This is a genomic window from Leeuwenhoekiella sp. MAR_2009_132, from assembly GCF_000687915.1.
Lineage (GTDB): Bacteria > Bacteroidota > Bacteroidia > Flavobacteriales > Flavobacteriaceae > Leeuwenhoekiella.
In genome coordinates this window covers 471842-492670 of sequence record NZ_JHZY01000004.1, presented here as the reverse complement: position 1 = coordinate 492670, position 20829 = coordinate 471842, and the positions used below count along the sequence as shown (strand labels likewise).

Below are 20829 nucleotides of genomic sequence, written 5' to 3'. Positions count from 1 at the left end.
ATTATTTATTATGACTAAAGAAAAAACGCTCAGAGATAATTCTCTGAGCGTTTATATTTAAAATTCTTTGATTAAATCTAAATGTTATTACTGATTTACTGGAGTAGGATCTAAAACACCTGGAAGTGGCATTGGAATATTGGAGTTTCCATTTACCTCTACTTGCGGGTACACAAATCGTTCTGCATTACCATTGAAACCTGATTTTAGGGTTATTTCAGCAATATTATTTGTTCTGTTAAAATCAACAAACGACTCAAAATGACCAATAAAATAAATGTATCGTTCTTCTAGAATCTCTCTTAAAAGAGCATTGCTTGGTGTAATACCGTCTGTATTCTCCAACCCTCCCGTTGCAAAATCTGCAGCAACGTATGAATCATAATTGAATGGATCACCCCAATCTGCATATCCATCATTATCAAGTCCTATAGAATATCCTGTATCAAGTAAAGCGCGATAATTGTTATATGCTGTAAGACCGGCGCTAAAACTTTCGCGTGCTCTGCATTCCGCAATAATTAAAAGATTTTCTCCATAGGTAACTAATGGCATATCTGATTCTGTTCCGAATTTACCATCAGGTGCTCCCCAATCAAAAACAGAAAAGAAGTTTAATTCATAGCCGCTATTATAGATTTCTTCAAAATTTAAGTAATTAAAAGCAAATCTGGCAGATTCGTCAGTTTTACTATTACCTCTATATAATGTTGTTGAAGGATCTAATATTTTTGGGGCATACGCATCTGCAGCAGACAAATATCCTGGTCTATCATATACTAAAAAACTATAAAAGGGATTGAAGTCTGCGCCATAGGTTGTTCCGAAATAGGCCTTGTAATCTCCTTCTGCATCCATTATCCCATTTTGAGCGGCAGTTAAGGCCGCTGGATAATTACCTACGTGTAAGTAATACCTTGCTTTTAAAGTGTATGCACAAGCTATCCATTTGGATGTATCACCGTTGTAAACTAGGTCATTTTCTATGCTTCCCGCTGCAGTTTGTAAATTATCTATGGCCTGATCTAGAAGCGATTGTACTTGCGTATAAATCGCAGCTTGATCTTCATACTTGGGGTTGGGGAATTCTTCATACTTATTTACCTCTGAAAAAGGGATATCTCCAAAAAGCGAAGTAAGAGTTCCAAAAGCATTAGCCTCTATAACTTGGGCCATTCCTAAAGTTGAAGTATTACCTAAAGCAGTTGCTTTAGTTTTAAGGACTTGTGCTTGACTAATAGTTCCTACCATAGCTTCATTCCATATCCCATCAAAAATTGTCGATTGAGCTGTATTCCAATCGTTAAGTGCTATATATTGTCTATCGGCACCAGTTCCCTGATTTATCCAGAGCATCGCAGTTCGATTAGACTCTCCGGCTTGCCAGAATTGATTTGAAAGTTGCACTCCCTGTATTATGTTAGCTATTCCGGCATCGGTGGGTTGATTGGGATCATCATTAAGCTCATCTACATAGCTGGTACAAGAACTAACAAATGCGAGTAAAGATATTAGTTGAATATAAAATGTATTTTTCATTTTTTTTATATTAGAAATTAATAGTAAGAGTACCTAGATATGATTTTGTATTTGGGTGATTGAAATACTGTAGTCCTCTTCCGTTTGAAGCTCCTGTCAAGTTAGATTCTGGATCTTGACCAAAGTCATCTTTAGACCAATACCATAAATTTCTTCCGGTAAGAGAAAGCTCAATATTAGAAAGACCTAGGCTTTCTTTTAATGCACTATTGGTAAATTTGTAGGATAATGTAATTTGTCTCCATTTAACCCATGACCCATCTTTTATAAATTGTTCTCCAACAGGTCCAAAACCGCCACCAATTCCTGTATAGTAGGCTTGATCTAACAGACGGGGTCCAGCTCCAAAATCAGCTATATTTCCTCGTATAGTTATTGATCCATCTGGATTTGTAACAGCTTGTGGTCTTTGAGCAATTGTTTGACCGTTTGCAGCTATTATAGTGTTGGCTTGTGCAGCAGTAACTGTAACTTCATTCGCTGTTTCTGGAGTTCTTCCGAAGTTATTAAGTGCGCCATTTGTGCCATCCCAAACATCTCCGCCAATTGAAGCATCAAAAAGAGTGCTTATTGTAATACCTTTAAAGCTAATTGATGTTCCTAGCCCCCCTCTCCAATCTGGGTTTGGGTCTCCGATCACTCCTTCAGTTAGGGCTACTGTAGGAAATCCACGTGTGTCTAAAGCTAAAGAGTTGTCATCATTTCTAGCATAACGCCCACCCCATAAAACTCCGACTGGTTGCCCTTCTACGGCTCTAGAAGATACTCCTGTAAAGCCAGCTAGAAAGAGAGATTCAGTTCCTTCAAGAGAAGTTACTTTATTTCTGTTTCTTGAGTAATTACCATAGATGTTCCAACTAAAATTTTCTGTCTTGATCAAATCAAAGCTAAAGTCTATTTCTAAACCTTTATTTTCGAGTGAAGCAGCATTGTCATAACGTCCTGAAAAACCTGTTGATCCAGGTATAGCTACGGTAAATAAAGCATCTTCTGTTTCATTATAATAGTATGTTGCTCCTAATGTAAGTCTATTATTGAAGAATCCTAAGTCTATACCTGCTTCATATTCTGTCTTTTTTTCTGGCTCTAGGTTTGCGTTCCCCTGAACACCACTTCTGACGAAAGAGCCATCATAGGCTCCAGCATCATATGCTGGTCCGTAACCTTCAGCTCCAGAAGCATTTACAAAGTAAGTGTTTGTGGCGTAGGCTGCCGGTTCTATACCTACTTTACCAAAAGTAAATCTTAGTTTACCGTTAGAAAGAAGTTCTCTGTCTTCAATAAGATTGCTAAATTGGAAACCTAATTCTGCTGAAGGATAGAAAAATGTTTTAGAATCACCATAAGTACTGGCCGTTTCAGCGCGACCAGTAAGGTTTAAATATAGTAGGTTGTCGTAGCTGAAATTTGCTTGAGCATAACCGGCCATAATGCGGACTTCACTTTCACCTATAACTGTTGACCTGTTTGCAATAACCGCATTATCGTAGAAAAACTTTTGAGTGTCTAATATAAAATTGGTATATCCACCACCACGGGTTTCGCTTAATCTTCTATTGAAGTTAGCTCCCATTAGATATCCGAAATCAAATTTATCAGAAATGGAAAAATCTCCCTGGGCAATAAAATCTATGTTAGTTTGTGTGCTCGTATATAGACGCTCAGTAGCGCTTCCGCTACCATTTGCTTCTGCAGAGTTTATAGGAAATATACTTTTTCTTTCATCTGTGTAGTGATCAATACCGGCTCTTGCGATTAAGGTTAGCCAATCTTGCGCATTGTAATTGAATTGACCTCCCATAATATAGCGTTCGACGGTATTAGGGTTTTGTTGAACATCTGTTGTCCATAATGGGTTATTGTATATAGGAGATTGTCTATCTGTAGTACCAAGTCCTCTTCTATATGCGCGCTGACTATTTGTAGTACTCACAACGCCATTTGTATATCGTGTGCCAATGTAGTCTCTGATATCAAAATCGGCAGGATTACGATATAGTCCTAATAGAAGGCCGGAAGTGTTTGAACCTTGTTGAATTCTATTAGAATTAATTTGTGAAAAGGTAGAAGTACCTGTGAATCTTATTTTATCACTTAGTTTAAATTCGCTATTAAGCCTTAATGATACTCTATTGTAATCATTGTTTTTTATTATACCATCCTGCTTAAGATCGCTTACGCTAACAAAATAATTTCCTGATTGAGTTGCACCACTTAGGCTAATATTGTTCTCAAGATATAAACCTTGATTAATTACCGCGTCGTAATTAGAATCGTTAAAATTTTCTCTGCTGTTTTTTGCTAAAATTGGATAGTAAGTTGTACCATCTCTGGCAACAAAATAATTTGGAGAAGAAGAATTTACATCGTCTGGGCCACCAGCTCGTGAGCTTATTTTATCACCCCAGGAATTTGCTTGAGTTCCTCCTGCGTAAGAGCCATTAGATCCTTGCCCAAAAATACTTTGAGTGTCTAATACATCATTAGTTTCGTCAAAACTCACGGTTGAAGATATTGACACCTTTAATGAGCCTTTATCCATTCCCTTTCCTTTCTTAGTTGTAATTACAACAACTCCATTTCCTGCTCTAGCCCCCCATAATGCAGCAGCAGAAGCTCCTTTAAGAATCTTAACGCTTGCAATGTCATTTGGATTTAGGTCTCCTAAGCGAGACTGTTGTGTAACTCCTCCAACACCATTACCTACCTCGTCGTTACTGATAGGGATACCATCAACAACAATTAATGGTTGTAGGCTTCTTGTAATAGTACTTTGACCTCGTATTTGTATGAATGCACTAGAACCAGCATCTCCGGATGAACTTATGATTTGTACACCAGATGCTTTACCTGCAAGTCCTTTTGTTATGCTAGTTTCTCCAGAAGATTGAACAGAGCTAGCACTAACCTCAGAAATAGAGGATGCTTGAGTAGCTTTATCAACTTCTATGCCCAGAGCATTGATAACTACTTCATCAAGTATTTCGCCAGCTTCAAGCGAAATATTCATTGTATTTGAGGATCCAACGGTCTGTGATTTATTAGCAAAACCAACATAAGAAAATACAATAACTCCCCCTTCTGAAGCAGAAATCGAGAATTTACCGTCAAAATCTGTTTGAGTTCCTTGAGTTGTGCCTTTAACTACAACATTAACTCCTGGGAGTGGTACTCCCGTGTCGTCCGTAACAGTACCTGATACGGTCTTTGTTTGTGCAAATGAAATTTGCATGATTAACACTACTAATAGTGTTAGGAAACCATGTAATCTTGTTTTCATATTTGAAATTTATTTGAATTAGCCGTGCTAAAAATCAATAAAAAATATTTGGAAAACAATTAATTAGATTAATATTTTAAATATTTGTTAATAATTATATTATTAATGTTAAATCAAGAAACCATTGAATATTTGTATTAATATTAATTATTTTAAAGTGTAATTATTAAAAAGATAGATTATTTCTGTTAAAATACGTTAATTAGTTTTGTGTTTTGTGTGGCTGTAAGGCTTGTCTTATAAAAGTGCTATTCTTTACTCAAAATTGAGTTTTTAAGCCTATGTGTAATATTGTATTTGAAAGAGCGAAATTTTGTTTAGTTTGATTACCATTGGCGAAGTTTATTTGAATTGCGCCTGCTCTAGTTGAGATAGTAGTTCCTAGACCTATACTGTAAATAAAATTAAGTTCATCATGATTTTTATATTCAATTAAACCAAAATCTGTAATTGTGTTGAAGTAAATCTTTTTAGAAATTATATAGCGATATTCGCTTCGTATGAGATGGTATCTATTTACTAATAATTGATTTTCTCTAAAACCTCTTATGCTTTTTATTCCGCCAAGGCGAAATAGTTCATTTGTATAAAATGTTTTCGATTCTAAAATTTTATTTGTGCTTTCTAATAGAAGGTGATGCTTATTTGTGAATTGTAAGAGATAAAGAGCATTAAATTCTAATTTAAATTGGTTGTCTTTCGTTTTTGTTTCTGGAGTTTTACGGTTGATTAAGCCGAGCGTTAAATTTAATTCGATTGGACTTTTTAACTTATTAATTACAGGAAATGAGCTGTGTTTTACATTGACACCCATTTCATTTTTAGTGTAATCATTTAATAAAAGCGCTGTGTCTTTTAGTAAAAGTGTTGATTTTTCTAAACTAGTGAAGACATCAATTTGAGTATTGCTCGTAATAAAATAATCTAGATTAATTTTCTGATAAGATGTTGAGAATGTTGAATCTTTTCTAAAAAGGTTCAATTGGGCTCCTAAGCTAATAGGTGATTTAAATAAGAAAGGTAGTCGAGTAGTGAGATTTAAACTTTGTTGGTTATTACCATTATTGAAAATAAAGTCTAGAGATTCTCCAAAGTTAAAATTATTCAGAAGGTTGATTTCTATATTCCCGTTTAGCTTAACATTTGTGTTATTTTCGTTATTTCTGAATCCAAGAAACCCTTCAAAGCGATTTGCTTTTGTTTTGCTGGTATACAAATATAATTTTGAGTTCTGATTGCTAATTAGAACCTCAGGTTCTTTCAGCTGCTCTATAAAAGGTAATTTGTAAAAGGTCTCTGCCTTTTCTAATAGGTAATTTTTGTCAACTCTGCCATTTAATTTCAAATAGTGTTTAGTAAAAGCATGTGGAAATTTGGGATAGCCCTTAATTGCAACAGTTACATTAGATTTAGATTCTTGTCTATAAATATATAAAGTTGCAAATGCCATTGCATTCCGAATTACTAGATTCTTTAATTGAAAGGACGTGGTTGCAAATTTATTTTGAGCCTCAAATGCAGTAAATTGATTAAGAGTAGTGCTTAGGTTATCTAGAGGTAATATAAAATAGGTGTCCTTATAATTTAAGTTGAGTTTTTTTAAATAGTTTTTTACAAGTTCATCATTTGTTGAAATTTGTATTTTATCAATTTTCTTTCCGCTGTCAAATTCAATTGTGCAAACTGTTTCAGATTTAAAATTTAAGCTGTCTATTATATAATTGAAATATCCTGAAGATTCTAATTGTTCTTTAGCTTTCGAAATACTTTCATTTAATAAGTTGAAGTTGTCAAATTTCCGTTGTTGAAAATAAATGCCTGCAATACTATCCTGCTCATGATTTATAGTCTTAACTTCTAGAGTGAGATTTTGAGCCAGTACTATATTAAATAACGGCGTGTAAAAAATTAATAAAGTGAGGATGGTGAAGTATATTTTCAATGGGCTGTAATTCTTGTTGAGTAATATGATAGAACCTATTTTTGAACGTGTTTAGAAATACCTTTGAAAATTAATGAATTATAGCTTGAATTACTCATTTTATTTTATACCTTTGCAAGCCCTTAGAAGAGGGGCTATTAGATTAACTATAATTAGGTAAAGGAAATTATGCCAACAATTTCACAATTAGTACGAAAAGGAAGAGCCAAAATAACCAAGAAGAGTAAATCGGCTGCTTTAGATTCGTGCCCACAACGCCGCGGGGTTTGTACCCGTGTGTATACCACTACACCTAAGAAACCTAACTCTGCAATGCGTAAAGTTGCGCGTGTTAGATTGACTAACGGTAAAGAGGTGAATGCATACATTGGTGGTGAGGGTCACAATTTACAAGAGCACTCGATAGTATTGGTTAGAGGCGGAAGGGTAAAGGATTTGCCAGGAGTTAGATATCACATTGTACGTGGAGCTTTGGATACCGCAGGTGTTCAGGGAAGACTACAACGTCGTTCTAAGTATGGTGCAAAACGCCCTAAGAAGTAATTATCAACACTTTTAAAGAAAAGAAATGAGAAAAAGACAGGCCAAAAAGAGACCTCTTTTACCAGATCCAAGATTTAACGATCAACTTGTTACGCGTTTTGTAAACATGATGATGTGGGATGGTAAGAAGTCGGTAGCTTTTAAAATCTTTTACGATGCAATGGATATCGTAGAAGAAAAGAAGAACAACGAAGAAAAAACTGCTTTGGAAGTTTGGAAAGATGCATTATCTAACGTTATGCCTCACGTAGAAGTACGTAGCCGTAGAGTAGGTGGAGCTACATTTCAAATACCTATGCAAATTAGACCAGATCGCAAGATTTCAACTGCGATGAAGTGGTTGATTAGTTACTCACGTAAGCGTAACGAAAAATCGATGGCTTCTAAATTAGCTGCAGAAGTTTTAGCTGCTGCTAAAGAAGAAGGTGCTGCTGTTAAAAAGCGTACAGATACTCATAAGATGGCGGAAGCGAATAAAGCATTCTCTCACTTTAGATTCTAAAAAAAAATGGCACAAAGAGATTTAAAATATACAAGAAATATAGGTATTGCGGCTCATATTGACGCGGGTAAAACCACGACTACAGAGCGTATACTTTATTATACTGGTGTTAGTCACAAAATAGGTGAGGTGCATGATGGTGCTGCAACTATGGACTGGATGGAGCAAGAGCAGGAGCGTGGTATTACTATTACTTCAGCTGCAACAACTTGTTCTTGGAAGTTTCCAATGGAAAATGCACAACCTCTTCCTGATTCTAAAGACTATCACTTTAATATTATTGACACTCCTGGTCACGTTGACTTTACAGTTGAAGTTAACCGTTCATTACGTGTTTTAGATGGTTTAGTATTCTTATTTAGTGCAGTTGATGGTGTAGAGCCACAATCTGAAACTAACTGGAGACTTGCTGATAACTACAAAGTACCTCGTATGGGCTTTGTTAATAAAATGGACCGTCAGGGTTCTAACTTCTTAGAGGTTTGTAAGCAAGTTAAAGAGATGTTAGGTTCTAATGCAGTGCCTATCGTTTTGCCAATTGGTGATGAAGCTGACTTTAGAGGAATTATTGACCTGGTTAAGAATCGTGCTGTAGTTTGGCATGATGAAACTCAGGGAGCGACTTTTGATGTTGTTGCTATTCCTGAAGAAATGAAAGAAGAAGTAAGAATGTATCGTGGTATGCTAATCGAAGAGGTGGCTGCTTATGATGAAAACTTACTTGAGAAATACATGGAAGATGAAGACTCTATTACTGAAGATGAAGTGCATGCTGCTCTTCGTGCTGCTGTAATGGATATGTCTATTATTCCTATGATTTGTGGTTCTGCTTTTAAAAATAAAGGTGTACAATTCTTACTAGATGCTGTATGTCGTTATTTGCCTTCTCCAGTAGATAAAGAAGGGATTAAAGGTGTTAACCCAGATACAGAAAAAGAAGAATGGCGTAAGCCAGACGTAAATGAGCCTTTTGCTGCTCTTGCGTTTAAAATTGCTACAGATCCATTCGTGGGGCGTTTAGCATTCTTCCGTGCTTATTCAGGTCGTTTAGATGCTGGTTCTTATGTATTGAACAATCGTTCAGGTAACAAAGAACGTATCTCACGTATTTACCAGATGCACGCTAACAAGCAAAATGCAATTGATTTTATTGAAGCTGGTGACATTGGTGCTGCTGTAGGTTTTAAGGATATTAAAACAGGGGATACTTTAACTTCAGAGAAGCATCCTATCGTTCTTGAAAGTATGGATTTTCCAGATCCGGTAATTGGTATCGCAGTTGAGCCTAAGACTAAAGCAGATGTTGATAAATTAGGTATGGCTTTATCTAAGCTTGCTGAAGAAGATCCAACATTCCAGGTTCGTACTGATGAGGCTTCTGGTCAGACAATTATATCTGGAATGGGTGAGCTTCACTTAGATATTATTGTTGATCGTCTTAGACGTGAGTTTAAGGTAGAGGTTAATCAAGGTCAACCACAAGTTGAATACAAAGAGGCGATTACAAGAGCTGCAGATCACAGAGAGGTGTATAAAAAACAATCTGGTGGTCGTGGTAAATTTGCTGATATCGTATTTACACTTGAGCCTGCTGAAGAAGGTAAGGTTGGTTTAGAATTCGTTAATGCTGTTAAAGGTGGTAACGTTCCTAAAGAATACATTCCTTCTGTTGAAAAGGGATTTAAAGCAGCTATGGTTAACGGTCCATTAGCAGGATTTGAAGTTGATGCTATGAAAGTTACTCTTAAGGATGGTTCTTTCCACCCGGTAGATTCTGATGCATTATCTTTTGAACTTGCTGCTAAATTAGGATTTAAAGCTTCTGCTAAAGCTGCAGGTGCTGTAGTTCTTGAGCCTATAATGAAGGTTGAAGTTATCACTCCAGAAGAAAATATGGGTGATATCGTGGGTGACCTTAACAGACGTCGTGGTCAAATGACTAGTATGGGTGACCGTGCAGGAGCAAAAGTTGTTAAAGCAACTGTGCCATTGTCTGAAATGTTTGGTTACGTAACTACTTTACGTACTTTATCTTCAGGTCGTGCAACTTCTACTATGGAATTTTCACACTATGCAGAAACTCCGGCAAACGTATCGCAGGATGTTATTTCAGCGGCTAAAGGAATTGCTAACGCTTAATTACTAAGAAATGAGTCAGAAAATCAGAATAAAACTTAAATCTTACGATCATAACTTAGTAGATAAGTCTGCTGAAAAAATCGTAAAAACGGTAAAAAGTACCGGTGCTGTAGTGACTGGGCCAATCCCACTTCCTACTCACAAAAAAATCTTTACAGTATTACGTTCTCCTCACGTGAATAAGAAATCTCGTGAGCAGTTTGAGCTTAGCTCTTACAAACGTTTGCTTGATATCTACAGTTCTTCTTCAAAAACGATTGATGCGTTAATGAAGCTTGAATTGCCAAGTGGTGTTGAAGTAGAGATTAAAGTATAAGTATTTTAGGGCTTTGATTTTAAGCCCTAATTTCTCAAAATGTCCTAAGCTGCGTGCGAGGGAAAAACGGATAAAAATACATTCAGGGTTGAAAGTATTTTGACCCTGTTTTTATTTTGGCTTTTGCCAAACGATAAATAAATAAGTAAAATAGTAATAATCAATAATAATTAATATGTCTGGGTTAATTGGAAAAAAAGTGGGTATGACCAGCATCTTTGACGAGAACGGGAAGAATATTCCTTGTACAGTTATAGAAGCAGGTCCCTGCGTTGTTACCCAAGTCAGAACTGAAGAAGTTGATGGGTATAGTGCTCTTCAGCTAGGTTTCGATGACGCAAAGACTGCAACTAAAGCTGCTCAAGGCCATGCCAAGAAAGCGGGTACAGTTGCAAAGCGTAAAATTGTCGAATTTCAAGATTTTGATGGGGAGTACAATTTAGGCGATACAGTGTCTGTAGATGTCTTTAAAGAAGGTCAGTTTGTAGATGTCATAGGTACATCTAAAGGTAAGGGATTCCAGGGTGTTGTAAAACGTCATGGTTTTGGTGGTGTAGGTCAATCTACTCACGGTCAGCATAACCGATTAAGAGCTCCTGGTTCTATTGGTGCGGCTTCTTATCCTGCTCGTGTATTTAAAGGTATGCGTATGGCTGGTCAAATGGGGAATGAGCGAGTTAAAGTTCAAAATTTAAGAGTTTTAAAAGTAGTTGCTGAAAAGAATCTACTTGTGGTTAAAGGTTGTGTACCTGGTCACAAAAACGCTTATGTAATTATTGAAAGATAATGAAAGTAGCAGTAGTTGATATTAAAGGAAAAGAAATAGGGAGAGAGGCAAACCTTTCTGACGCTATTTTTGCAATAGAACCTAATGATCACGCTATTTACTTAGATGTAAAGCAGCACCTGGCTAACAAAAGACAGGGGACGCATAAAGCTAAGGAGCGTGCAGAGATCTCAGGTAGTACACGTAAGATTAAAAAACAGAAAGGTACGGGTACAGCTCGTGCTGGTAGTATAAAGTCTGGTGTATTTAGAGGTGGTGGACGTATGTTCGGGCCTAGACCTCGTAATTATTCATTTAAATTGAATAAAGGTTTAAAGCGTTTGGCGCGTCGTTCTGCTCTAACATTAAAAGCAAATGACAAGGCTATAATAATTGTTGAAGACTTCAAATTTGATACTCCTAAGACAAAAGATTTTATTGACGTTGTAAAGGCTTTAGGCCTAGATAATAAAAAGTCTTTGTTTGTGTTGGGTGAGTCGAATAATAATGTATATTTGTCGTCACGCAATTTAAAGACCTCTGAAGTTGTAATGAGTTCAGAATTAAGCACTTATAAAATTATGAATGCTCATAATGTAGTGTTTTTAGAAGGGTCTCTAGAAGAAATTGAGCAAACTTTAAGTAAGTAAACGACATGAGTATTTTAATAAAACCCGTGATTACCGAAAAAGCGACTATGGATAGTGAGCTTAACAGCCGTTATACATTTGAAGTAAATCCCGGTGCTAATAAGATCCAAGTGAAAAATGCCGTAGAGGCAGCTTATGGCGTTTCGGTAATTAAAGTGAGAACAATGAACGTTCGCCCAGATCGTAATACCAAATTTACAAAATCTGGTATGATCACTGGTAAAACAAAAGGCTTTAAGAAGGCTATTGTACAGGTGGCGGAAGGTGATGTGATTGATTTTTATAATAACATTTAAGACAAACAAATGTCAGTAAGAAAATTAAAACCAATCACCCCAGGACAGCGATTTAGAGTAGTAAATGGGTTTGACGCCATTACTACTGATAAGCCGGAAAAAAGCCTTTTGGCTCCGATGAAAAGATCTGGGGGGAGAAACAGTCAAGGAAAAATGACCATGCGCTATACTGGTGGTGGTCACAAAAGACGCTACCGCATTATTGATTTCAAAAGAAATAAAGTAGGTGTTCCTGCAACTGTAGCGACAATTGAGTATGATCCTAATCGTACTGCTTTTATTGCTTTGTTGAACTATCAAGATGGTGAAAAACGTTATATCGTTGCTCCTAATGGTCTTCAGGTAGATCAGAATGTAGTTTCTGGTAGTGGTTCTGCTCCTGAAATAGGAAATGCTTTACCATTATCTGATATTCCATTAGGTACAATTATTTCTTGTATAGAACTTCGTCCTGGTCAGGGAGCTATTATGGCTCGTAGTGCTGGTGCTTTTGCTCAGCTTATGGCTCGTGATGGTAAGTTTGCTACTGTTAAATTACCATCAGGTGAAACAAGATTAATACTTGTTAACTGTATGGCTACTATAGGTGCTGTATCTAATAGTGATCATCAGCTTATCGTTTCTGGTAAAGCTGGTAGAAAGCGTTGGTTAGGTAGACGTCCTCGTACAAGACCGGTTGTGATGAACCCAGTAGATCACCCAATGGGTGGTGGTGAAGGTAAATCTTCAGGTGGTCACCCACGTTCTAGAAATGGTATACCTGCTAAAGGTTATAGAACCCGTACTAAGACGAAAGCGAGTAATAAATATATTGTAGAACGTAGAAAGAAATAATAAGATATGGCACGTTCATTAAAAAAAGGACCTTACGTTCACTATAAATTAGAGCTAAAAGTAGCTGCTAATGTAGAAGCTAATAAGAAAACAGTAATCAAAACTTGGTCAAGAGCATCAATGATTACTCCAGATTTTGTTGGTCAAACTATAGCAGTTCACAACGGTCGTCAATTTGTTCCTGTTTACGTAACAGAAAACATGGTTGGTCACAAGTTAGGAGAATTTTCACCTACAAGATCTTTTAGAGGTCACACTGGGTCAAAAAATAAAGGTAAAAAATAATTGAAGCTATGGGAGTTCGTAAAAAAGAAAGAGCAGAGCAGAGAAAAGAGGCTAAGAAAAGTGTAGCCTTTGCAAAACTGAACAACTGCCCTACTTCGCCTCGTAAAATGCGCTTAGTTGTGGATTTAGTAAGAGGTCAGAAAGTAGAAAAGGCGCTTCAAATATTGAAATTTAGTAATAAAGAAGCTTCTCGTCGTGTTGAAAAGTTAGTTCTTTCTGCCATTGCAAATTGGCAAGAGAAAAACGAAGATGCAAGTATTGAAGATGCAGATTTAGTTGTTAAGGAGATTCGAGTGGATGGTGGAAGTATGTTGAAAAGACTACGTCCTGCACCACAAGGTCGCGCACATAGAATTAGAAAACGTAGCAATCACGTGACTGTGGTACTTGCTGCTAAAGATAACACACAAAGCAAATAATAAATGGGACAGAAGACAAATCCAATCGGAAATCGCCTAGGTATTATCAGAGGATGGGAATCTAACTGGTACGGTGGTAACGACTACGGTGATAAACTCGCCGAAGACGATAAGATTAGAAAGTACATTCACGCTCGTTTATCTAAGGCTAGTGTGTCTAGAGTAATTATTGAGCGTACGCTTAAGCTTGTAACCGTTACTATCACTACTGCAAGACCTGGTATTATTATCGGGAAAGGTGGTCAAGAGGTAGACAAGTTGAAAGAAGAACTTAAACAAATTACAGATAAGGAAGTTCAGATCAATATTTTTGAGATCAAACGTCCAGAACTTGACGCTTTTTTGGTTGCTTCCTCAGTAGCCCGTCAAATTGAGAATCGTATATCTTACCGTCGTGCAACGAAGATGGCTATTGCGGCTGCAATACGTATGAATGCAGAAGGTATCAAAATACAGATCTCAGGTCGTTTAAACGGGGCAGAGATGGCTCGTTCAGAATCTTATAAAGAAGGTCGTATTCCATTATCAACATTCAGAGCTGATATTGATTACGCTTTGGTAGAGGCTCATACTACTTATGGTAGATTGGGTATCAAAGTGTGGATCATGAAAGGTGAGGTTTACGGAAAGAGAGAATTATCTCCTTTAGTAGGACTTGCTAAGAAGCAAGGAGGAAAGGCCGGTCGTGGAGCTGGAGCACCAAAACCACGCCGTAGAAAGTAATTTTTTAAAGTAAAAAGAGATGTTACAGCCTAAAAAGACAAAGTTTCGTAAGCAACAGAAGGGTAGAATGAAGGGTAATGCCGGAAGAGGGCATTTACTTTCTAATGGTACTTTTGGTATCAAATCATTAGACTCTAATTTTCTTACGTCAAGACAAATAGAAGCTGCACGTATTGCTGCAACACGTTTTATGAAACGTGAAGGATCTTTATGGATCAGAATATTTCCAGACAAGCCTATTACAAAGAAGCCGTTGGAAGTACGTATGGGTAAAGGTAAAGGTGCTGTTGAGTACTGGGCAGCTGTAGTTAAGCCAGGTAGAATGTTGTTTGAAATAGGTGGTGTTTCTGAGCCGGTGGCTCGTGAAGCATTACGTTTAGCAGCACAAAAGCTTCCGGTTAAAACAAAATATGTAGTAGCTAGGGATTATCAAGCTGACTAAATTCTAGAAAAATGAAACAATCAGAAGTAAAAGAACTATCTGTAGCAGAATTACAGGAAGAGTTAGTAAAAGCGAAAAGAGCTTATACCGATTTAAAAATGGCACATGCTATTTCTCCTTTGGAAAATCCCATTCAGCTTAGAGGTCTAAGAAGATCTGTAGCACGTATTGCTACTGAGCTGACAAAACGCGAATTACAATAATGCTGCTTAAGATGGAAAAAAGAAATTTAAGAAAAGAACGTATAGGTGTTGTTACCAGCAATAAAATGCAGAAATCAATTGTGGTTGCTGAAGTTAAAAAGGTAAAACACCCTATGTATGGTAAATTCGTTTTAAAAACGAAAAAGTACGTAGCACACGACGAGCAAAACGACTGCAACATAGGAGATACAGTAAGGATTATGGAAACTAGACCTTTAAGTAAATCTAAAAGTTGGAGACTTGTAGAAATAATTGAAAGAGCTAAGTAATTATGTTACAACAAGAATCAAGATTAAGAGTAGCTGATAACACTGGTGCAAAAGAAGTTTTGACGATTAGAGTGTTAGGTGGTACAAAAAGAAGATATGCTTCTGTAGGTGATAAAATAGTTGTTTCTGTAAAAGATGCAACTCCAAACGGTCAAGTAAAGAAAGGTGCCGTTTCTACTGCAGTTGTTGTGCGTACACGCAAAGAAGTACGTCGTCCAGATGGGTCATATATCCGTTTTGATGATAATGCTTGTGTGTTGTTAAATGCTCAAGGAGAAATGCGCGGAACTCGTGTATTTGGTCCTGTAGCGAGAGAGCTTCGTGATAAGCAATTCATGAAGATTGTATCATTAGCGCCAGAGGTGCTTTAATACAGAAGTAAGATGACAAAGCTTAAAATAAAAGTTGGCGATACCGTACGAGTTACTGCTGGAGATCACAAAGGTGAGGAAGGTAAAGTACAGCGCGTTATTAAAGATAAGAACAAAGCAATCGTTGAAGGGGTTAATTTAGTGTCTAAACACGAGAAGCCAAGTGCTTCAAATCCTCAAGGTGGTATTGCAAAGAAAGAGGCAGCTCTACATATTTCAAATCTATCTCTTGTAGATGGTAATGGTGATGCTACTCGTGTAGGTTACCGTATGGAAGGTGATAAGAAAGTGCGTTTTTCTAAAAAATCAAATGAAGTAATTTAGTTATGGCTTACATTTCAAGACTAAAGACGGAATATAATGAGCGTGTAATTGCGGCTCTAAAAGAAGAATTTGGGTATGCAAATGTTATGCAGGTTCCTAAATTAAAAAAGATCGTAATCTCTAGAGGAGTAGGTGCGGCTGTAGCTGATAAAAAATTGATTGATTATTCTGTAGAAGAATTAACAACAATTGCTGGTCAAAAAGCAGTGGCAACAATGTCTAAAAAAGATGTTGCTGCTTTTAAATTACGTAAGGGTATGCCTATTGGAGCAAAAGTTACATTGCGCGGTGAGCGCATGTATGAGTTCTTAGATCGTTTAATTACATCTGCACTACCTCGAGTAAGAGATTTTAACGGTATTAACGCAACAGGATTTGACGGTCGTGGTAACTACAGCTTAGGTATTACAGAGCAAATAATATTTCCTGAAATTGATATCGATAAAGTTCGTAAAATTGAAGGTATGAATGTTACCTTTGAAACTTCTGCGGAAACTGATAAAGAAGCAAAAGCATTATTAACTCAATTGGGAATGCCCTTTAAAAAGAAGTAATTATGGCAAAGGAATCAATGAAAGCTCGCGAGAGAAAGCGTGAGAAACTTGCAGCCAAATATGCAGAAAAAAGAAAGGCTTTAAAAGAAGCTGGTGATTATGAAGCATTGCAAAAGCTGCCTAAAAATTCATCTCCTGTTCGTCAACATAATCGTTGTAAAATAACAGGACGTCCTAAGGGATATATGAGAACTTTTGGTCTTTCACGTGTAACTTTCCGTGAAATGGCTAATCAAGGTCTTATACCAGGTGTTAAAAAAGCAAGCTGGTAAAATAAGAATAAATTGGTTTTAGGTTTTATTCTGAATAGTTCATTATAAAAAACCAAAACCGCAATTTTATATAAATGTATACAGATACTATTGCAGATTTTCTAACTAGGATTAGAAACGCAGCAGCAGCAAACCACCGAGTTGTGGAGATACCTGCTTCTAACTTGAAAAAAGAAATAACCAAGATCTTATTTGATCAAGGTTATATTTTAAGTTACAAATTTGAAGATAAAACCGCTCAAGGCAGCATTAAGATTGCTTTGAAGTACGATAAAGAGACTAAGGACTCTGTTATCAAGGACATTCAGAGAATAAGTAAGCCAGGTTTACGTAAATATTCTTCTTCTAAAGAAGTGCCACGTATTCTTAATGGTTTAGGTATCTCTATTGTATCTACTTCAAAAGGAGTAATGACAGGAAAGCAGGCTCAACAAGAGAATGTAGGAGGAGAAGTACTTTGCTACGTATATTAATCAGTTAAAAGAACAGAGCAATGTCAAGAATAGGAAAAAACCCAATTACGATACCAGCTGGTGTTACTGTTGATGTAACAGATGGTATAATTACTGTAAAAGGAAAGTTAGGAGAGCTTAAGCAAGAGTATTCTAACATAGATATAAAAATTGAAGAGGGTGTAATCACCCTGGAGCGTTCTTCCGATAAAAAAGAGGATAAGGCAAAACATGGTTTATACCGTGCTTTAATAGCAAATATGATTGAAGGTGTAGCTAATGGTTACACTAAATCACTAGAGTTAGTAGGTGTAGGTTATAGAGCTAGTAACCAAGGTCAAAAATTAGATTTGGCTTTAGGTTATTCACACAATATTGTTTTGGAAGTTGCGCCAGAGGTTACTGTTGAAACAGTAAGCGATAAAGGTAAGAACCCAATCGTAAAGCTTACTTCATTTGACAAACAATTAGTTGGTCAAGTTGCAGCGAAGATTAGAGGCTTCCGTAAGCCAGAGCCTTACAAAGGAAAAGGTATCAAATTTGTAGGAGAGCAATTAAGAAGAAAAGCAGGTAAATCTGCATAATAAAATAGCGTTATGGCATTTTCAAAATACACTAGAAGAAACAAAATACGTCTCAGAATCCGTAAGGCTCTTGTGGGTACTGCAGAACGTCCAAGACTTTCTGTATATAGAAGTAATAAAGAGATTTACGCGCAGATCATTGATGATACTACGGGTAAAACTATAACTGCAGCATCATCTCGTGATAAAGGATTCTCTTCATCTGAGGAAAATAAAGCAGAGATCGCTAAGCTTGTAGGTAAGGCAATCGCAGAGAAGGCTAAAGAGGCAGGTGTAGAAGCGGTAGCATTTGACCGTGGAGGTTACCTGTATCATGGTAGAGTAAAACAATTAGCAGAAGGAGCCCGAGAAGGCGGATTAAAATTCTAAGAAGTTATGTATCAAAAATATAAAAACGTAGAGTTAGTAAAACCAAGCGGATTAGATCTTAAAGACCGTTTAGTAGGTGTTCAACGTGTTACTAAGGTAACAAAGGGTGGTAGAGCTTTTGGTTTTTCTGCTATTGTTGTAGTTGGTGATGAAAGTGGAGTAGTAGGTCAAGGTCTTGGTAAATCTAAGGATGTTGCCAGTGCGATAGCTAAGGCGGTCGAAGATGCTAAAAAGAACTTAGTACGTATTCCACTTAGTAAAAGTACCATACCTCACGAGCAAAAAGGTAAATATGGTGGTGCACGAGTGCTACTTATGCCTGCAGCTCCTGGTACAGGAGTAATTGCCGGTGGTGCGATTCGTTCAGTACTTGAAGCAGTGGGTATTCACGATGTACTTTCTAAAAATCAAGGATCTTCTAACCCACATAACGTGGTAAAGGCTACCTTTGACGCACTCTTACAATTAAGAAGTGCTGAAACCGTAGCTAAACAGAGAGGAATTTCTCTTGATAAAGTTTTTAAAGGATAATTTTAAGACAATGGCAAAAATAAAAGTAACTAAGGTTAAAAGTGCGATCAATCGTACGCAAAACCAGAAGAGAACTCTTGAGGCTTTAGGTCTTAAAAAAATGAATCAGGTAGTGGAGCATGAAAATACTCCTAATATACTTGGAATGGTAAATAAAGTAAGTCATTTAGTTTCTGTAGAGGAAGCTTAAACATTATTAGAGAAATGGGTTTAAACAATCTAAAACCGGCAGCAGGCTCGGTAAAAAAGAACGACAGCAGGCGAGGTCGTGGTGAAGCTACAGGAAATGGCGGAACCGCTGGCCGTGGGCACAAAGGTGCGAAGTCACGATCAGGATATTCTAAGAAAGTAGGTTTTGAAGGTGGTCAAATGCCACTTCAAAGACGTGTTCCTAAATTTGGTTTTACAAATGTAAACCGTAAGGAATTTTCAGGTGTAAACCTTGATACTTTGCAAGAGTATGTTGACGCTGGAAGAATCCAGGACGAAGTTACTATTGATGTTTTGGTTCAGAACAGATTAGTAGGTAAAAATGACTTAGTGAAAATTTTAGGTCGTGGAGAGCTAAAAGCTAAATTGAAGATTAGTGTTCATAAATTTACAGCCTCAGCACAAAAAGCTATAGAAGCAGCAGGCGGAGAAGCAGTAACTTTATAACATTATTTAGTATGAAGGCTATAGAAACGATTAAGAATATCTGGAAAATAGAAGAGTTGAAGAATCGTATTCTTCTAACCCTCGGTTTACTATTAGTATACCGTTTTGGGGCTCAAATAGTTCTTCCAGGTATTGATGCATCTCAATTAGCCAACTTGTCTGCTCAGACAGACGGAGGTTTACTTGGGTTACTAAATGCATTTACAGGTGGGGCATTTTCAAATGCCTCTGTATTTGCTTTAGGTATTATGCCTTATATTTCTGCATCTATTGTTGTGCAGCTTATGGGTATTGCTGTACCTTATTTACAGAAGCTACAAAAAGAAGGAGAAAGTGGTCGTCGTAAAATTAACCAAATTACACGTTGGTTAACCATTGCAATAACTCTTATTCAAGGACCTGGTTATATAACCAACTTGTTTAATATACTTCCTGCTGATGCTTTTGTTATGGGAAGTAATGTTACCTTCATTATTTCTTCAGTTATTATTTTGACTACAGGTTGTGTATTTGCAATGTGGTTAGGTGAAAAAATAACTGATAAAGGTATAGGTAATGGTATTTCACTACTAATTATGGTGGGTATTATAGCAAGATTACCTCAATCATTTATTCAGGAGTGGATTTCAAGAGTTTCTGAATCTAATGGTGGTTTGATTATGATCCTCATAGAGCTCGTAATTTGGTTTGTTATAATTCTTCTTTCTGTATTATTAGTAATGGCAGTTAGACAGATACCGGTACAATATGCACGTAGAACTGCAAGTGGGAGTTATGAGCGTAACGTTTTTGGAAGTAGACAGTATATTCCATTAAAGCTTAATGCTTCTGGTGTTATGCCTATCATATTTGCTCAGGCGATTATGTTTATTCCTGGTGCTGTTATTGGTTTATCAGAATCTACCACTGCACAATCAGTTGCTGCTGAATTCACAAATATATTTGGTTTTTGGTACAACTTTGTTTTTGCATTATTAATTATAATTTTTACTTACTTCTATACAGCAATCACGGTGCCTACTAATAAAATGGCAGATGATTTAAAAAGAAGTGGTGGTTTTATAGCAGGTATTCGACCAGGTACAGAGACTTCTGAATATTTAGACAGAATTATGTCTCAGATTACGCTACCCGGATCAATATTTTTAGCATTGATTGCTGTTTTTCCTGCGGTTGCTGTAAGTGTTTTAGGAATGCAACAAGGTTGGGCACTTTTTTATGGTGGTACTTCTTTGCTTATTCTTGTAGGTGTAGCAATAGATACTATGCAACAAGTAAATTCTTATTTACTAAATAGACATTACGATGGCTTAATGAAGTCAGGTAAAAATCGAAAAGCAGTAGCATAATGGCAAAACAACAAGCAATAGAACAAGACGGTTCAATAATTGAAGCATTGTCTAACGCAATGTTTAGAGTTGAACTCGAAAATGGTCACATTGTGACTGCGCATATCTCAGGTAAGATGCGTATGCATTATATTAAATTATTACCTGGAGATAAAGTAAAACTAGAAATGAGCCCATACGATTTATCAAAGGCTCGTATAACTTATAGATACTAGACA

29 protein-coding genes are annotated in these 20829 nt (G+C 36.7%); 26 read left to right on the top strand and 3 right to left on the bottom strand.

Annotated elements, in window-relative coordinates:
* Window positions 1-87 precede the first annotated feature (87 nt).
* From P164_RS10570 to P164_RS10560, 3 genes are all read right to left on the bottom strand, one after another.
* Window positions 88-1539 carry a SusD/RagB family nutrient-binding outer membrane lipoprotein gene (locus P164_RS10570; protein WP_051621333.1) on the bottom strand — a complete coding sequence of 484 codons (1452 nt, stop codon included), beginning with the start codon at window positions 1537-1539 and terminating at the stop codon, window positions 88-90.
* Window positions 1540-1549: 10 nt separating this feature from the next.
* Window positions 1550-4819 carry a SusC/RagA family TonB-linked outer membrane protein gene (locus tag P164_RS10565; protein WP_028376357.1) on the bottom strand — a complete coding sequence of 1090 codons (3270 nt, stop codon included), beginning with the start codon at window positions 4817-4819 and terminating at the stop codon, window positions 1550-1552.
* Window positions 4820-5078: 259 nt separating this feature from the next.
* Window positions 5079-6761: a ShlB/FhaC/HecB family hemolysin secretion/activation protein gene (locus P164_RS10560; protein WP_028376356.1), complete on the bottom strand. Its 1683-nt coding sequence runs from the start codon at window positions 6759-6761 to the stop codon at window positions 5079-5081.
* A gap of 168 nt (window positions 6762-6929) precedes the next feature.
* On the opposite strand from P164_RS10560, the gene rpsL reads away from it, so the two are divergent.
* The 26 genes from rpsL to infA all read left to right on the top strand — a co-directional run bounded on the left by rpsL (window position 6930) and on the right by infA (window position 20826).
* Window positions 6930-7304 (top strand): 30S ribosomal protein S12, encoded by a 375-nt coding sequence (gene rpsL / locus P164_RS10555; protein ID WP_009779177.1) that lies wholly within the window; start codon window positions 6930-6932, stop codon window positions 7302-7304.
* Window positions 7305-7329: 25 nt separating this feature from the next.
* On the top strand, window positions 7330-7806 hold the full coding sequence (gene rpsG / locus P164_RS10550; protein WP_028376355.1) for a 30S ribosomal protein S7: 477 nt from the start codon (window positions 7330-7332) through the stop codon (window positions 7804-7806).
* A gap of 6 nt (window positions 7807-7812) precedes the next feature.
* Window positions 7813-9945 carry an elongation factor G gene (gene fusA / locus P164_RS10545; RefSeq protein ID WP_028376354.1) on the top strand — a complete coding sequence of 711 codons (2133 nt, stop codon included), beginning with the start codon at window positions 7813-7815 and terminating at the stop codon, window positions 9943-9945.
* A gap of 10 nt (window positions 9946-9955) precedes the next feature.
* On the top strand, window positions 9956-10261 hold the full coding sequence (rpsJ, locus tag P164_RS10540; protein ID WP_009779180.1) for a 30S ribosomal protein S10: 306 nt from the start codon (window positions 9956-9958) through the stop codon (window positions 10259-10261).
* A 175-nt stretch (window positions 10262-10436) separates the two neighbouring features.
* Window positions 10437-11048: a 50S ribosomal protein L3 gene (rplC, locus tag P164_RS10535; protein ID WP_028376353.1), complete on the top strand. Its 612-nt coding sequence runs from the start codon at window positions 10437-10439 to the stop codon at window positions 11046-11048.
* Window positions 11048-11677, top strand: a complete 630-nt coding sequence (gene rplD / locus P164_RS10530; RefSeq protein WP_028376352.1) for a 50S ribosomal protein L4 — start codon at window positions 11048-11050, stop codon at window positions 11675-11677. Before rplC ends, rplD begins: the two co-directional genes overlap by 1 nt.
* A 5-nt stretch (window positions 11678-11682) precedes the next feature.
* Window positions 11683-11973, top strand: a complete 291-nt coding sequence (gene rplW, locus P164_RS10525; protein ID WP_028376351.1) for a 50S ribosomal protein L23 — start codon at window positions 11683-11685, stop codon at window positions 11971-11973.
* Between the two features lie 9 nt (window positions 11974-11982).
* Window positions 11983-12807: a 50S ribosomal protein L2 gene (gene rplB, locus P164_RS10520; RefSeq protein ID WP_028376350.1), complete on the top strand. Its 825-nt coding sequence runs from the start codon at window positions 11983-11985 to the stop codon at window positions 12805-12807.
* A gap of 6 nt (window positions 12808-12813) precedes the next feature.
* A complete protein-coding gene (rpsS, locus tag P164_RS10515; protein WP_028376349.1) occupies window positions 12814-13092 on the top strand; it encodes a 30S ribosomal protein S19 in 279 nt (92 codons plus the stop codon).
* Window positions 13093-13100: 8 nt separating this feature from the next.
* Window positions 13101-13511, top strand: coding sequence for a 50S ribosomal protein L22 (gene rplV / locus P164_RS10510; protein WP_028376348.1), 411 nt, complete (start codon window positions 13101-13103; stop codon window positions 13509-13511).
* Window positions 13512-13514: 3 nt separating this feature from the next.
* On the top strand, window positions 13515-14234 hold the full coding sequence (gene rpsC / locus P164_RS10505; RefSeq protein WP_028376347.1) for a 30S ribosomal protein S3: 720 nt from the start codon (window positions 13515-13517) through the stop codon (window positions 14232-14234).
* Window positions 14235-14253: 19 nt separating this feature from the next.
* Window positions 14254-14676 (top strand): 50S ribosomal protein L16, encoded by a 423-nt coding sequence (gene rplP, locus P164_RS10500; protein ID WP_028376346.1) that lies wholly within the window; start codon window positions 14254-14256, stop codon window positions 14674-14676.
* 11 nt (window positions 14677-14687) lie between these two features.
* Entirely contained in the window at window positions 14688-14879 is a 192-nt protein-coding gene (rpmC, locus tag P164_RS10495; protein WP_028376345.1) for a 50S ribosomal protein L29, read from the top strand.
* Window positions 14880-14890: 11 nt separating this feature from the next.
* A complete protein-coding gene (rpsQ, locus tag P164_RS10490) occupies window positions 14891-15148 on the top strand; it encodes a 30S ribosomal protein S17 (protein ID WP_028376344.1) in 258 nt (85 codons plus the stop codon).
* 2 nt (window positions 15149-15150) lie between these two features.
* Entirely contained in the window at window positions 15151-15519 is a 369-nt protein-coding gene (rplN, locus tag P164_RS10485; protein WP_028376343.1) for a 50S ribosomal protein L14, read from the top strand.
* 12 nt (window positions 15520-15531) lie between these two features.
* A complete protein-coding gene (rplX, locus tag P164_RS10480) occupies window positions 15532-15843 on the top strand; it encodes a 50S ribosomal protein L24 (protein ID WP_028376342.1) in 312 nt (103 codons plus the stop codon).
* A 2-nt stretch (window positions 15844-15845) separates the two neighbouring features.
* A complete protein-coding gene (gene rplE / locus P164_RS10475; protein ID WP_028376341.1) occupies window positions 15846-16397 on the top strand; it encodes a 50S ribosomal protein L5 in 552 nt (183 codons plus the stop codon).
* Window positions 16398-16399: 2 nt separating this feature from the next.
* Complete coding sequence (gene rpsN / locus P164_RS10470; protein WP_028376340.1) at window positions 16400-16669, top strand: 30S ribosomal protein S14; 270 nt, start codon at window positions 16400-16402, stop codon at window positions 16667-16669.
* A gap of 74 nt (window positions 16670-16743) precedes the next feature.
* On the top strand, window positions 16744-17142 hold the full coding sequence (gene rpsH, locus P164_RS10465) for a 30S ribosomal protein S8 (protein WP_028376339.1): 399 nt from the start codon (window positions 16744-16746) through the stop codon (window positions 17140-17142).
* A gap of 20 nt (window positions 17143-17162) precedes the next feature.
* Window positions 17163-17705 carry a 50S ribosomal protein L6 gene (gene rplF / locus P164_RS10460; RefSeq protein ID WP_028376338.1) on the top strand — a complete coding sequence of 181 codons (543 nt, stop codon included), beginning with the start codon at window positions 17163-17165 and terminating at the stop codon, window positions 17703-17705.
* A gap of 12 nt (window positions 17706-17717) precedes the next feature.
* A complete protein-coding gene (gene rplR, locus P164_RS10455; RefSeq protein WP_028376337.1) occupies window positions 17718-18074 on the top strand; it encodes a 50S ribosomal protein L18 in 357 nt (118 codons plus the stop codon).
* Window positions 18075-18080: 6 nt separating this feature from the next.
* A complete protein-coding gene (gene rpsE / locus P164_RS10450) occupies window positions 18081-18605 on the top strand; it encodes a 30S ribosomal protein S5 (RefSeq protein WP_028376336.1) in 525 nt (174 codons plus the stop codon).
* A 10-nt stretch (window positions 18606-18615) separates the two neighbouring features.
* Window positions 18616-18795 carry a 50S ribosomal protein L30 gene (gene rpmD / locus P164_RS10445; RefSeq protein WP_028376335.1) on the top strand — a complete coding sequence of 60 codons (180 nt, stop codon included), beginning with the start codon at window positions 18616-18618 and terminating at the stop codon, window positions 18793-18795.
* Between the two features lie 14 nt (window positions 18796-18809).
* Window positions 18810-19262, top strand: a complete 453-nt coding sequence (gene rplO, locus P164_RS10440; RefSeq protein ID WP_028376334.1) for a 50S ribosomal protein L15 — start codon at window positions 18810-18812, stop codon at window positions 19260-19262.
* Between the two features lie 11 nt (window positions 19263-19273).
* Entirely contained in the window at window positions 19274-20611 is a 1338-nt protein-coding gene (secY, locus tag P164_RS10435; RefSeq protein WP_028376333.1) for a preprotein translocase subunit SecY, read from the top strand.
* Window positions 20611-20826 (top strand): translation initiation factor IF-1, encoded by a 216-nt coding sequence (infA, locus tag P164_RS10430; protein ID WP_028376332.1) that lies wholly within the window; start codon window positions 20611-20613, stop codon window positions 20824-20826. Before secY ends, infA begins: the two co-directional genes overlap by 1 nt.
* The last annotated feature ends 3 nt before the right edge of the window (window positions 20827-20829 follow it).